General features: G+C 60.3%; 12 protein-coding genes and 1 pseudogene. 12 read left to right on the forward strand and 1 reads right to left on the reverse strand.

The annotated features are described in order from the left end of the window. Positions 1-61: 61 nt before the first annotated feature. The 12 genes and pseudogenes from P0111_15280 (at position 62) to P0111_15335 (ending at position 12601) form a co-directional block, all read left to right on the forward strand. Positions 62-862, forward strand: coding sequence for a hypothetical protein (locus P0111_15280; GenBank protein MDF0645392.1), 801 nt, complete (start codon positions 62-64; stop codon positions 860-862). After that, entirely contained in the window at positions 849-1736 is an 888-nt protein-coding gene (locus tag P0111_15285; protein MDF0645393.1) for a nucleotidyl transferase AbiEii/AbiGii toxin family protein, read from the forward strand. Before P0111_15280 ends, P0111_15285 begins: the two co-directional genes overlap by 14 nt. After that, positions 1733-2713: a type I restriction endonuclease gene (locus tag P0111_15290; protein ID MDF0645394.1), complete on the forward strand. Its 981-nt coding sequence runs from the start codon at positions 1733-1735 to the stop codon at positions 2711-2713. The genes P0111_15285 and P0111_15290 overlap by 4 nt, the downstream gene beginning before the upstream one ends. A 49-nt stretch (positions 2714-2762) precedes the next feature. After that, positions 2763-5143, forward strand: a pseudogene (locus P0111_15295) (DUF3387 domain-containing protein). A 393-nt stretch (positions 5144-5536) separates the two neighbouring features. Beyond that, positions 5537-6427, forward strand: coding sequence for a polyprenyl synthetase family protein (locus P0111_15300; protein ID MDF0645395.1), 891 nt, complete (start codon positions 5537-5539; stop codon positions 6425-6427). A gap of 153 nt (positions 6428-6580) precedes the next feature. Next, complete coding sequence (locus tag P0111_15305) at positions 6581-7564, forward strand: NAD-dependent epimerase/dehydratase family protein (GenBank protein MDF0645396.1); 984 nt, start codon at positions 6581-6583, stop codon at positions 7562-7564. Positions 7565-7767: 203 nt separating this feature from the next. Beyond that, complete coding sequence (locus tag P0111_15310; protein ID MDF0645397.1) at positions 7768-8598, forward strand: carotenoid biosynthesis protein; 831 nt, start codon at positions 7768-7770, stop codon at positions 8596-8598. 12 nt (positions 8599-8610) lie between these two features. Next, positions 8611-9225 (forward strand): cytochrome c, encoded by a 615-nt coding sequence (locus tag P0111_15315; protein ID MDF0645398.1) that lies wholly within the window; start codon positions 8611-8613, stop codon positions 9223-9225. A gap of 35 nt (positions 9226-9260) precedes the next feature. Continuing rightward, on the forward strand, positions 9261-9617 hold the full coding sequence (locus P0111_15320; protein MDF0645399.1) for a DUF5666 domain-containing protein: 357 nt from the start codon (positions 9261-9263) through the stop codon (positions 9615-9617). 14 nt (positions 9618-9631) lie between these two features. Continuing rightward, the gene (locus P0111_15325; protein ID MDF0645400.1) at positions 9632-10030 is read left to right on the forward strand and encodes a phage holin family protein; all 399 of its coding nucleotides are present in this window, start codon (positions 9632-9634) and stop codon (positions 10028-10030) included. Between the two features lie 141 nt (positions 10031-10171). After that, the gene (locus tag P0111_15330; protein MDF0645401.1) at positions 10172-11992 is read left to right on the forward strand and encodes an ATP-binding protein; all 1821 of its coding nucleotides are present in this window, start codon (positions 10172-10174) and stop codon (positions 11990-11992) included. Positions 11993-12232: 240 nt separating this feature from the next. After that, positions 12233-12601: a hypothetical protein gene (locus tag P0111_15335; GenBank protein MDF0645402.1), complete on the forward strand. Its 369-nt coding sequence runs from the start codon at positions 12233-12235 to the stop codon at positions 12599-12601. Between the two features lie 147 nt (positions 12602-12748). On the opposite strand, the gene P0111_15340 is transcribed toward P0111_15335, so the two are convergent. Next, positions 12749-13300 carry a DNA-3-methyladenine glycosylase gene (locus P0111_15340; GenBank protein ID MDF0645403.1) on the reverse strand — a complete coding sequence of 184 codons (552 nt, stop codon included), beginning with the start codon at positions 13298-13300 and terminating at the stop codon, positions 12749-12751. Between the last annotated feature and the right edge of the window lie 62 nt (positions 13301-13362).

Here is a 13362-nt window from a genome sequence, read left to right on the forward strand (position 1 = left end):
CGTTGCACACTAATATGCCCAAGTTCCCTACCAGGGGACTTACCGGTAATAGTGTGCAACGATGAAGCAGATGCTCGGGAAACTGGAACGCCAGCTGTTCGCCTATGCGCAGATGCGCGGGTGGCGAACAGTGAAAACGGGCGACCTGACCAAGGCGCTCGGCATCTCGCGTGTCCAGGAAAAGAAGCTCTTCACGCGGCTCTCGAAGGGCCGCATGATCGCGCAGGCGCGCAGAGGCCTCTATCTGATTCCCCAGCGTCTTCCTCTGGGCGGAAGCTGGGCGCCCTCGGAAATTCTTGCGCTCAATACGCTGATCGGCGATCGGAAGGGACGGTACCAAATCTGCGGTCCCAACGCCTTCAATCGCTACGGCTATGACGAGCAGGTGCCGAATCGCATCTACGCGTACAACAACCGTTTGTACGGAGAGCGGAGAGTCGGACCGGTGCAGCTCACCCTCATCAAGGTGGCAGATCGCCGATTGGGATCGACAGACGAGACGGTAACGGCGGATGGCGAACGGGAAGTCTATTCATCGAGAGTGCGAACCCTGCTCGATGCGGTCTATGATTGGTCTCGATTCGGCACAGTCCCGCGAGCCTACGACTGGGTGCGCGCCGATTTGAAGATGCGGCGCGTGACGGCGCGAGACCTCGTGCAGGTCACGTTGCAGTACGGTGATATTGGATCGACCAGGCGCATGGGGTACTTGCTCGAACAAGAAGGGGTCGAGGCGTTGCTTCTCCGGAGGCTTGAGCGAGCGCTGAAGCCCACACGGAGCTTTATCCCGTGGATTCCGTCAAAACCCAAACGCGGCACCATCAATCGCCGATGGGGGGTGGTGAACAATGCGCGGGCCTGAGACCCGGCTGCTGCGCCATCATCACGATGCCGCCTTCTTCTCCGAGGCCATCGCGTTTACCTCGGCGCAACAAGGATTCGTATCGGCCTTGATCGAGAAGGACTATTTCTGCAGCGTGGTGTTGGCCTACCTCTCCGGATTGTCCGATGGAAACCTGGTCTTCAAAGGCGGCACCTGTCTGACGAAAGTGCATGCGGGGTTTTATCGTCTGAGCGAAGACCTCGACTTCACGATCTCCATGCCGGTCGATGCTTCGCGCGCGGAACGCAGCCGTCAGATCGAGCCGGTGAAACGGGCACTGCGCACGCTGTACAAGGCGATGCCCGAATTCCGTGAAGACGAACCCCTCAGAGGCGCGAACAGTTCCCGGCAATACGTCGGCAGCGTGAGCTATGAGTCGCCGCTTTACCGGCGGAGGGAGACGATCAAAATTGAAATCAGTTTGCGCGAGCTATTGGTCGAACAACCTGGGCAGAGCCACGCTGCCACGATTCTCAGGAATCCCCTCACCGGGGAGCCGTTAGTTCCTCCAATTAGGTTCGCGTGCATTGCCAAACGAGAAGCGTTGGCTGAGAAGTTTCGTGCCGCATTGACTCGTCGGGAGCCGGCTGTTCGGGATTATTTCGATGTCGATTACGCGGTTCAGCATCGACAGCTCGACCCCACCGATGCCGCGTGGCTTCGGATGGTCAAGGACAAGCTGCCTGTGCCGGGCAATGAACCTGTCGATATCTCCGAACGGCGATTGCGACTGTTGCGAGACCAGATCGGGCTGTTTCTGAAACCAGTCCTCCGAGTCGACGAGCTTCGAGACTTCGATCTCGATCGTGCGTTTGGTCTCGTGGCCAAAGTGGCCGTTGAGGCAGCAGCATGATCACCGACATCAACAGCGAAGATCGGCTGGTCCAGCAGACCTTCGCCGACTATCTGCGCGACCGGCTCGGCTGGGAGAGCTGCTACGCCTACAACCAGGAAACGTTCGGACCGGCCGGCACGCTGGGGCGCTTGTCCGAACGGGATGTCGTGCTGGTGCGCGATCTGCGCGCGGCGCTCGAACGACTCAATCCTGATCTGCCGGCATCGGCCCGGGAACAGGCGATCGAGAAGTTGACGCGCATCGACTTCGCCCGCTCACTCATCCAGCACAACCGCGAGTGCTATGGCTTCATCCGCGGTGGCGTGCCGGTCGAATGGCGGGAGCCTTCCGGTGAAAGCCGCCATGCGCGGGCGCAGGTGATCGACTTCCGTCGTGTCGGCAACAACCGATTCCTGGCCGTGCGCGAGCTGAAGATTCAGGGAGTACGGGTCCCCCACTACAACTGGCGCGCCGACCTGGTCTGCTTCGTGAACGGTCTGCCGCTGGTTTTTGTCGAGCTCAAGGCGGTCTATCGAAATATCCGCGCCGGGTTCGACGACAATCTCACCGATTATTTGAGCGAGCACAGCATCGCACAGGCGTTCCATCACAATGCCTTTCTCGTGGTGAGCAATGGAGACCGGGCTCGGTATGGCTCGATCACCAGTCAGTGGGAGCATTTTGTCGAGTGGAAGCGCAACGCGGAGCGCGAACCGGGCCGCGTGGATGCGCAGATCTTACTGGATGGGATGCTCGCCAAGGAGCGGCTGCTGGATCTGGTCGAGCACTTCATCTTGTTCGACGACAGCCGGGCAGGCGGCACCCGCAAGATCGTGGCGCGGAATCAGCAAGTCCTGGGCGTGAACAACGCCGTGGCATCGGTCATTCGACAGGAGGAATTGAAGCGGGCGATCCCGGTTCGGGAACGTCTCGTCGAATACCGCGTTCCGATCGAAGATCATTTGCTAGCCGCCGATCGATCCTCACGGTGCTGAGGCTGCCTCCCTTCTGACCAGCGGACCGCTGTCCGATGAGGTTCGCGAATTGCCTTTAGTCAAACGCGCTCATCCCGACCTCGGCCGGCTTGGCGTCTTCTGGCACACGCAAGGCAGCGGCAAGTCCTATTCGATGGCCTTCTTCACCGAAAAGGTCCGGCGTGTCGTGCCAGGCAACTTCACCTTCGTCCTGATGACCGACCGGGACGACTTGGACGATCAGATCTGGCGGACTTTCATCGGGTGCGGGGTGATCGATGAGAAGACCCCGCGCGCCGGTTCCGGAAAAGAGCTGCAAGGCTTGCTGCGCGGCAATCACCGATTCATCTTCAGCCTCATTCACAAGTTCAACCAGCCCGTCACCGAACCCTACAGCGAGCGGGACGACATTATCGTCATCTCGGATGAGGCGCACCGGACGCAGGCGGGCAAGTTCGCGCGGAACATGTGGCTGGCTTTGCCCAACGCCTCGTTCATCGGCTTCACCGGCACGCCGCTGTTCAAACACGATGAGCTGACCAAGCGCATCTTCGGCGGCTACATCTCCCGCTATGACTTCAAGCGGTCGGAGGAAGATCAGTCCACCGTCAAGCTGGTGTATGAGAATCGCGGCGAGAAGTTGGGGATCGCGCGGTTGGATTTGAACGATCGCATTGCGGGGGCCATCGAGCGAGCCGAGCTGAATCCGGATCAACTGGCGCTGCTGGAGCAACTCCTCGGCAAGGATTACGAAGTGATCACCGCCGACGATCGGTTGGACAAGCTGGCGGACGACTTCGTCGAGCATTGCGCGACCCGTTGGCAGACGGGGAAATCCATGCTGGTCTGCATCGACAAGATCACCTGCGCGCGCATGTTGCAGCGCGTCGAGCCGCGCTGGCAGGCCAAGCTCGCGCACGTGAAGGAGCAGATTCCACTCACAGAGGCAGAGCTGGACGGAACTCGCGATAGCGACCGGCGGGAGCGGGTGATCAAGGAGCTGGAGTTCCTACGCGGCCAGGCGGGATGGATGGACTCCACGATCATCGAACTCATCATCAGCGAGGCGCAGAACGAAGTCCGCGACTTCGCGAAGTGGGGCTTCGACATCATTCCCCATCGTGTCGTCATGAAGACCGGATTTCAGACGGTGGACGGGAAGCGAGCGCCGGTGGATGAGGCGTTCAACGACCCGCAGCATCCCTTCCGCATCGCGATCGTTTGCGCCATGTGGCTGACCGGTTTCGATGTGGAATGCCTGGCCACGCTCTACATCGACAAGCCGATGAAAGCCCACACCCTCATGCAAGCGATCGCGCGCGCCAATCGCGTCTATCCGGGAAAGGACTGCGGTGTGATCGTCGACTACAACGGCATGCTGAAGAGCCTCCGCGAGGCGTTGGCCCAGTACGCAGTGGGCGATGAGGGCACTGACGACGGAGCAGACGAGATCGTGGCTCCAATTGAAGAATTGGTCGCGCTGCTCATGCAGGCGCTCGAAGCGGCGGAACTCCATCTCAAGGACCTCAAGTTTGACCCGAGTCGGCTTCAGGGCGCCACCGGGTTCGCGCGGATCGAAGCCTTGCGGGATGCCGTGGATGCGCTCTACACGTCGGATGAAGCGAAGCGCCGGTTCGAAATCATGGCGCGGCTGGTCTTCGCCCGGTTCAAGGCGCTGCTGATGGAACCAAGCGCCTTCCGGTATGCAGAACGCCATGACAACATCGAAGCCATCTACAAGAAGTTGCAGGAGCGGCGCGATACCGCCGATGTGACGGAAGTTCTGAAGGAACTGCACCGTATCGTAAACGAGGCGATCCGCGCTCAGGAGCCGGGCACAGACCATGCCGAGGGCCTCAGGGTCGATCTGAGCGCCATTGACTTTGTCACGCTCCGGGATGAATTCGCCGCCAAGGTCAAACGCAAGCATGCGACTCTCCAGGATATTCGCGATGTCGTGGAAAGGAAACTGGCGCAGATGTTGGCGCGGAATCCGCTACGGATGGACTACTACAAGAAGTACCAGGAGATCATCGCCGACTACAATCGGGAGAAGGACCGGGTCACGGTGGAAGAGACGTTCACTCGGCTTGTGCGCTGGCTCATACCCTTGACGCGGAGCACCGGCGCGCGGCGGAGGAAGGGCTCAGCGAGGACGAGCTGGCCCTCTTCGATTTGCTCTTTAAGGACAACATCACCAAGGCCGATCGTGAGCGTCTGAAGCAAGCCAGCAAGGCGTTACTCGCGTCATTGAAGTCGCTGCTCGAACCGATGCGCAACTGGACGGAAAACACCGCCACGCAGGCGGAGGTCAAAGTGTTCATTCTCGATAATCTCTGGCAGGCGCTGCCGCGACCGCCGTTCACCGAGGAAGAAGCCGAAGCGGTCGCGGGTAAGGTGTACGCCTATGTTTGGCAACGAAGCTCGGTAGGCCCTGGCTTACCCGCGTAGGAGACACGCTTTTTCCGTGGTTGCTCTTTCACTGCGCTCCTGTCACTCAAGCGCTCGGCTGAGAGCGGAGCACCTTCATCGACGGAAGCCTTCGTTCCTTTGCCTCGAAAGGAGGGTGGGCGCTTTGCGACTTGCGATGGGTCGCATGCCCTGTCGCTGCGGTCGTCACCGGCGATGGCGAGCACTGTCCGAGGTTCCATTAGACGAAGTCACAATGGAACAAGTTGCGCAGCCAAGTAGCGACTGTGACATGCGGTTTCACCCATCGCCGGAGCAAACGGCCCATCATCCGCTCTTCGTTTGACTCCCCTCCACCCGTTTGTTACTCTCCGCCGGATTCACAATCCATCATCAACGAATCTATTTCATTTCCATGAACATCCATGAACATCCATGAACATCACGGACTATCTCGAACACAAACGGGTTGATGTTGATCGATTTCTCGACCGGGTGACCCCAGCCGCCACGCTGCCCCCTACCACGCTGCACGAGAGCATGCGCTACAGTCTCATGGCCGGCGGGAAGCGGATCCGCCCAATTCTGGCGATTGCAGCGGCGGAGGCCGTGGAAACCAGCCCACCCGGTCTGATGGCTGTCGCCTGTTCCCTGGAATTCATCCATACCTACTCCCTGATCCACGACGATCTGCCATCAATGGACAACGACGATTTCCGCCGCGGCAAGCCCACCAACCACAAGGCCTACGGGGAAGCCATGGCGATCCTGGCCGGCGATGCGCTGCTCACGATGGCGTTCGATCTTTGCAGCCGACCCGATCTGATGAAAGGCTGTGATCCAACCAGGCAGGTCCGCCTGATTCAGGAGTTGGCCTGCGGCTCCGGCCACGCCGGCATGGTCGGCGGCCAAGTCTTCGACATCCAGGCAGAAAATCAGGACATCGATCTGCCCACGCTGCAGAACATCCACAAACACAAGACCGGCATGTTGATCCGTGCCGCCGTGCGAATGGGCGCGATTGCCGCCGGTGCCACCGACCGTCAACTCGACGACATGACCGGCTATGCAGAGGACATCGGGCTGGCCTTTCAAGTCGCCGACGACGTGCTCAACGTCACCGGCACCAGGGAAGAGCTGGGCAAAAATCCGAACACGGACGCCGAGCGCGGCAAGAAAACCTACCCGACTTTTTATGGGGTCGACGGTGCGAAGAGGTTCGCCGACGAGTGCGTGGCCCGGGCGATCGGCCGCCTGTCCTCCTTCGGCCCCTCGGCTGATCCGCTTCGTGAGATCGCGGGATACATCACCTCACGCAAGAACTAGCCCTGAGTGCTGCGTCATGACCGCTGAGTCTCAGAGAAGATATTCTGCGCTGCCTCCCTTCACTCGGCAGTCAGCACCCCAAGCTCATCACTTTTCTCTAAAGCACTCAGCACACAACCCTCAGCACTCGGTACTCAGCACTCCGCACTCTTTATGAAGGTCCTGGTTACAGGCGCGACCGGATTTGTCGGAGGCGCGGTGGCGCGCGCGCTGGTCCGCGCAGGCGTGAGCATCCGCGTGCTCGCCCGACCCGAATCGGATCTCCGGAATCTCGAAGGCTTGGCGGTTGAACGGGTTGCCGGAGATTTGCGCGATCCGGCCTCGCTGCGCAAGGCCCTTGCAGGCTGCCGGCAGCTCTACCATGTCGCCGCCCACTACGCCCTCTGGGCCAAAGACCCGTCCATTTTTTATGACATCAACGTGACCGGCACCAGAAACATTCTGGAAGCGGCCCGCGCGGTCGGCATCGAGCGTACCGTCTATTGCAGTACGATCGGAGCCATCGGATTGCCTCCCGGAGGCGGCGTCGGCACGGAGGAGACACCCGTGTCGCTGGATCAGATGGTCGGGCACTACAAACGATCCAAGTACTTGGCCGAGCAGGAGGTCCGAAAACTGGCGAAGGACGGGCTGCCCGTGGTGATCGTGAACCCGAGCGCGCCTGTGGGAGCCGGCGACGTCAAACCGACGCCCACCGGACAAGTGATCGTCGATTTCATGAAAGGCCGCATGCCCGCCTATATTGAAACCGGCATGAACCTGATCGACGTCGATGACGTGGCGGCCGGCCACCTGCTGGCCATGGAGAAGGGCCGGCAGGGCGAACGCTATATTCTGGGAAACAAGAATCTGATGCTGCGCGAAGTCTTCGAGATCCTCAACCGATTGACCGGGGTGAAGGCTCCCACCCTTAGGCTGCCGAGGCTTGCCGTGCTTCCGCTGGCGTACGGCAATCAATGGATCGCCGCGCTGACCGGCCGGACACCGCGCATTCCCCTTGAAGGCGTGAAGATGGCCAAGTACAAGATGCACTATGATTGCAGCAAGGCCGTGCGTGAACTCGGCCTTCCGCAAACGCCTCCAGAGGTGGCGCTGGAAAAGGCGGTGAAGTGGTTTAGATCTCATGGCTACGCCTAATCGGATGCTTCAGTGGGTAGTGGGTCAGTTTCCTCTTGCGTCATGCCCGCGAAGGCGGGCATCCACTCCTCAATCACGACTCAATGCTGAGGAGAAGGCCTTGACTGGATTCCCGCTTCCGCGGGAATGACACACTTCAGTGCTTCTGATGGCAAACTGACCCACGACCTTTCAGTGAGGCGAGTTGTAAGTCTTGAGTTTTGATGGAACATTTCGATCTTCTCATCAAAACGGTTTTTCTCCGACCGTATGTCTTCATCTTCCTAGCCGGCTTCCTGGTCTCTGCGACTCCACTGATCGGCTGGTCGAGAACCTGGCGGCTCTGGCTGATCAGCTGGCTGACCGCTTTCCTGTGCGAGTTCTCTTCGACCAGAACAGGCCTCCCGTTCGGCTGGTACGTGTACACCGGCTCCACGGTCGGCCGGGAACTCTACATTTCCAACATTCCGTTCATGGATTCAATCTCGTTCAGCTTCCTGCTGTACGCCGCCTATTGCACGGCCTTGTGCTTTCTCCTGCCGCCTCAGGGAACCAACTCCGCCTCCCGCCTGCAACCGCTCCAGTTCGATCCCGCGGTCCGCAACGGTTGGCGGGTGCTCCTGCTGACGTCGCTGCTGTTCGCCGCGATCGACATGGTGATCGATCCGGTGGCGTTGCAGGGTGACCGCTGGTTCTTGGGCAAACTCTACTACTATGCGGAGGACGGCGTTCACTTCGGCGTCCCTTTGTCCAATTACGTCGGCTGGATGGTGGTGGGCCTGATTTCCCTCGCCATCTATTTTCGGTTGGACCGCCGCCTGCCTCCCCTTGCCGCCCGGGACGGAACGGCGACCACCAATCGAATCTTAATGGGAGTCGGCCTGTACTATGGAGTGCTGCTGTTCAATCTGGCCGTGACCTTCTGGATCGGCGAAACGACGCTCGGCCTTTCCGGCGTTCTGATGTTTTTTCCGCTCACCGTTCTGCTGATCCTCCGCCTCACGACGCCCCGCAAACCGCTGGTCGCTGGCAATGACCCGGCAGAATTTGTATAGTGTTAATCCAGTATGAAAAAGCGGGTGATCGGAGTCGCCGTCGCGATCTGCCTCGTGACGTTGGGTATGATCGGATGGGTCGGCTACCAGCTCTTCACAACCGGCTTCAGCGCGAAGACGGAGCCTCATGCCCTCGAGGTTCTGATCGCCCGACAGATTCGCCATCTCGCCGTTCCCCTCGCCCAGCGAAACGCGCCGAATCCCGTGCCGCTGACTCCCACCGTCTTGAAAGACGCGCGGGCTCATTTTGCCGACCATTGCGCCATCTGCCACGCCAACGACGGCAGCGGACGAACGCCGATCGGCAAGAACGTCTATCCCAAGGCTCCCGATTTGCGCCGGACGGACACGCAGTCGATGTCGGACGGAGAGTTGTTCTGGGCGATCCACAACGGCATCCGCTTCACCGCCATGCCGGCCTGGGGCGGCGACGAGCCTGAAAAGGATTTGGACAGCTGGAAACTGGTTCATTTCATCCGACACCTCCCCAATCTGACTCCGGAGGAACTCCATGAGATGAAGGGGCTCAACCCCAAGACCCGGCATGAGATGGAAGAGGAAGCCGCGAACGACAAATTCCTGGAAGGAGACGATGCCGCCGGAGACTCCGACGGCCATCACCACTGAATCATCATGCCTCATACATAAGGAGCGACCGACTTATGATTCGACATCTGATGGTTCGACATCTGATCATGGCAGCGCTCGTCCTATTCTGCTCCGCCACCGCCTTCGCCCATGGGTCCGGCCAACACGTGCTCGGCACCGTGGCCGTGATCGACCGGGACCACATTCAGGTAAAAACGCCCAAGGGCGAAACCGTGACGGTCAAGCTGACGAAAGAGACTCGATTCAAGGAGAAGGGCAATCCGAACTCGACGGAGTTACCCGTCGCGGGAGACCGCGTGGTGATCGACGCGATCAAGGAGAAGAAAGCCCTGATCGCGACGGAAGTCCATTTCTCTGCGGCGAAGAAAGCGGCCGCGGCGGCCGTACCGGCTCCGGCGCCGGCCCAGTAAGCGCAAGGAGCGAGATGCAGACGGCAGCGGCGCGGATCTTCATAACCGGCATCGCCGTGTTCCTCGCGGTGGCGACCGTCCCTGGAATCGAAGTGCGCGATATGGCGGCCGGTGTCGCCGCCGTCCTGGTGCTCACGATTCTCAATCTGTTGATCCGCCCGATCCTCTTGATCCTGACTCTGCCGTTGATCGTGCTGTCGCTCGGCCTCTTTCTGGTCGTCGTCAACGCGCTCCTGCTTGAATTGACCGCCTATCTGGTCAAGGGCTTCACCGTGTCGGGATTCTGGTCTGCCGTAGGCGGCGCGCTGGTGATCAGCGTCGTCACCAGCATCCTGAGCCTGTTCACCGGCGACTCTCGCCGGATCGAGGTGCGCCGCTCGGAGCCGCGCCCGCCCAAGATCATCAACCCGTGACGATGTCCAGGCCGCCTCTATGTCCACATCCAATATCGACCTCGGAAAAATATGAGAATCCGATGCTCGCGAAGAGTCTCGTCATTGAATTGCCGTGCCCGCATTGCTAGAATGCAGCCTCTTTTTTGAACGAACCACACCATGCGATCGACTGTGACCCAGAGCAAAGCCCAGCCTGAAACGCACCTGCAACGGACCCTTACGTCGGTGTTGAACGATCTGCCGGTCGATTCCGCGCTGGCCGCCGTGTTCCATCAGGAGCAGGGGCCGCTGGTCGGTCATGCTGCGCGAGGTTTCACGTCTCGGGATGTTCACGCGATTCTCCGGACGCTATCGGCTCCGGCGCTTGCCGATGGGTCGTCCTCGCACGATCAGGACAGCGGCCGCACGATGCGGGTCCGCATGGTCACACCGGGGGCGAAGTCGCTCCTGAGCGTGCCGCTCAAGTACCGCAACCGCACCTACGGCTTCCTCGTGATCGGCCGAAAGGAAGGAGCGTCGTTCGCAAAAAAAGAAAAGGGCTTGATGGATCAAGCCAGCGACGACGTCACCAAAGCGTTGGATCGCGAAGGGCTGTTCAACATGAACGTGGTCCTCAGCCGCGCGTTGGTCTCGAACGAACCGGCCGCCGCGCCGCAATCAGCCGCCGACATGTTCGTCGCCCCCGTTTCGCAGGTTACGCCGGAGCTACAGGAAAAAATCACGGCGGCACTGACCGACGCCAACCACACCGTCTCCTTTGACCGCGCCTGGGTCTGCCACTACGACCCCATCGCCGGCAACGTCGAAGTCCTCGGCTTGGCGGGCGACGTACGGGGCGAGCAGAAAGACGGCAAGAAAGACCTCAAGCCCGGCCATCGTTTGACCCTGGACAGTTCGGCAGCCGGCTGGGCGATCCGCCATCGCAAACCCCGTGTGGATCATGACCTTGCTTCGACCCAAGGCCGCTTCCTGGACCACAAGCAGGTGTTCAAGGACCGCTTCCAATCTTCACTGGTCCTTCCCTTCTTCGTTCGCGGCCAGGTCGGAGGGACGCTGACGTTGGCGTCGCGGGAAGCCGGACGGTACCAACCGACGGATGCGCGCACGCTCGAACCGGTTATTCTCAAATTGGCGGAATTGCTTCAGGCTCCGTCCCCGCAGCCCAGTCCGGTCAAAAGCGACGCAGGCACCTCCGAAGCGCAGGGAGCCTCCGCCTCACCAAGCGCTCCTCCACTGGAGCCGTCGATCCGCAAACAGGAACGCCAGGCTGCGATCGGAGAATTCAGCGCGTTTCTTGCCACCGAGATCCGTGAGCCGCTCGGGTCCATCCGCGCGCAGTTGGAGGAAGTGACGGGGGAGGGCATTCTGGATTTCGACCCGCAAACCCGGGTGGAAAATGCCATGCGCGATTTGATTCGCGTCGAGGCGATCCTCAATGAGATTCTGGACTTCGCCAAGCCGCTCGAGCTCAACCGCCGGCTGGTCCGCATACCCGAGGTCATCGAAAGCGCGCTGACCGTCGTCGCGACCGACTTGGAGGTCACACGGATCCACGTCACCAAGGAATACGCGCCGATCTTGGCGCCGGTCCGAGGCGACGAAGCCAAGCTCCAACAGGTGTTCCTGAGCATCTTCAAGAACGCCTGCGAGGCCATGACGCCCGGCGGGCAGCTCACGATCCATGTCAGCCAGCATCGAGCCGGCCGTGGGATCGAAGATCACATTCTGATCAAGAACGATGGAGCGCCGATTCCTTCGGAGATCGTCGACAAGGTCTTCGAGCCGTTCTTTACGACCAAGCGCACCGGTACAGGCCTCGGGCTCGCCACCGTGAAAAAGATCGTCGAGGAGCACGGCGGGTCGATTACGATCGGCAGTGCGCCGGGCGAGGATACCACCGTCACGATCCGCCTTCCGGGGGTGAGCCGCGGACCGGCATTCCGCCACCGAGGCCGGGGACGACGGCCGCCCCGCCGCTAAGGAGGTCAGGAACCCTCTGCGCGAAGCGCCCTGCGGGTCGTGCCGACACATGGTTCCTGCGCCTTTGTTTCTCCTTGTGTCTTCAAACACATAGCCGCTGGACTCCTGGTCAACCCCGATTGCTTTCATCCTTGACAGAAGCCGGTATCCCTGGCTATGATCCGCCCACTTGATCAGGCCTTATCACACAGACCTATGTACGGCAATCCTTCACCCACCATCATTCAAAGGAGAAGGGGTATGAAGCTCGTATTCGGCATTCTTGCAACAGCCTCCGGTGTGCTGTTTGCCCTATCCATGGCTTCGGCCAATCCTGCAATGCTGCCCAAGCATGAGGGCTATCCGATGAAGAACAGCGGCAGTCCGGTCAACGGCCAGCCGACGGCCAATGATCCCGGCCAGACCAACGCGAGCGGCGAGAAGGCCGATCTCAAAGCCGCCGCATTCGACGATACGCATGTCAAGCAGGACCTTAAGAAGACGGACAATGATCGTATCACAGCCAGTCAGGGCGCCGGCCAGTTGCCCAAGGTCCAGGGTCCGCAGATCCAGATCGCGCCTCCGGTGACCTCTGCCACGAAGATCAGCGGAGACCGCAAGATCGACTAACGCCTTCAGGCATGTAAGAACGGGCAGGGGGGACGTTGCGTCGACCGCAGCGTTCCCCCTTCTCATTTGAGCGCCGCTAAGGGGGCAGGAACCATTTGCGCGAAGCGCCCTGCGGGTCGTGCCGGCAGATGGTTCCTGACCCCCTCGTTATCCTGACGAAGCCGGTTCACTCGACAGCAAGCGAAATCGCCAAGGTTTTTTCGCCCAACTGCCCGCGTAATCCACACCGATGCGCGGGAACGTTCCGATGGGTGTCTTCCTCGTTCTCTTTTCCCGCTCTTCGAACCAAAGCTGCTCGCCGATCGTCATGTCGAGCCGGTTCAGCGTCCGGTCGATACCGAGGGCGCGACAGACCCGACCAGGTCCGTCGATTAATAAGCCATCCAGTTGAATCGCCCGAATCAGGACGGCGGCTGGAAAGTCCGGACGTTCCGTCACGACGTTCAGGCAATGGTACATGCCGTAGATAAGATACACGTATGAGACCCCCGGCGAGCCAAATAGGACGTCGGTTCTGGCTGTTCGGCCTTTCGAGGCATGGCAGGCCTTGTCCGAGGGTCCCACATACGCCTCCACTTCGACGATCTTGCCGGCCAGCGTCTCCGTGCCGTTTTTCCGAATCAGGTACTTCCCCACGAGGGACCGCGCGACCGTCAGGGTCGGACGATTGAAATAGGCTTGTGACAGAACCGTCGGCATGGGAATGTTTGGTGACAAATGCTGAATGGTAACCGGCCGGGCGCTGCTCTTTCAATTCAACA

This window comes from Nitrospira sp., from assembly GCA_029194535.1.
Classification (GTDB): domain Bacteria; phylum Nitrospirota; class Nitrospiria; order Nitrospirales; family Nitrospiraceae; genus Nitrospira_C.

Bases quoted from the DNA above. Each gene is read 5' to 3' on its own strand.
- P0111_15280 (MDF0645392.1), top strand. From the start codon at position 62: ATGAAGCAGATGCTCGGGAAACTGGAACGCCAGCTGTTCGCCTATGCG.
- P0111_15285 (MDF0645393.1), top strand. From the start codon at position 849: ATGCGCGGGCCTGAGACCCGGCTGCTGCGCCATCATCACGATGCCGCC.
- P0111_15290 (MDF0645394.1), top strand. From the start codon at position 1,733: ATGATCACCGACATCAACAGCGAAGATCGGCTGGTCCAGCAGACCTTC.
- P0111_15300 (MDF0645395.1), top strand. From the start codon at position 5,537: ATGAACATCACGGACTATCTCGAACACAAACGGGTTGATGTTGATCGA.
- P0111_15305 (MDF0645396.1), top strand. From the start codon at position 6,581: ATGAAGGTCCTGGTTACAGGCGCGACCGGATTTGTCGGAGGCGCGGTG.
- P0111_15310 (MDF0645397.1), top strand. From the start codon at position 7,768: ATGGAACATTTCGATCTTCTCATCAAAACGGTTTTTCTCCGACCGTAT.
- P0111_15315 (MDF0645398.1), top strand. From the start codon at position 8,611: ATGAAAAAGCGGGTGATCGGAGTCGCCGTCGCGATCTGCCTCGTGACG.
- P0111_15320 (MDF0645399.1), top strand. From the start codon at position 9,261: ATGATTCGACATCTGATGGTTCGACATCTGATCATGGCAGCGCTCGTC.
- P0111_15325 (MDF0645400.1), top strand. From the start codon at position 9,632: ATGCAGACGGCAGCGGCGCGGATCTTCATAACCGGCATCGCCGTGTTC.
- P0111_15330 (MDF0645401.1), top strand. From the start codon at position 10,172: ATGCGATCGACTGTGACCCAGAGCAAAGCCCAGCCTGAAACGCACCTG.
- P0111_15335 (MDF0645402.1), top strand. From the start codon at position 12,233: ATGAAGCTCGTATTCGGCATTCTTGCAACAGCCTCCGGTGTGCTGTTT.
- P0111_15340 (MDF0645403.1), bottom strand. From the start codon at position 13,300: ATGCCGACGGTTCTGTCACAAGCCTATTTCAATCGTCCGACCCTGACG.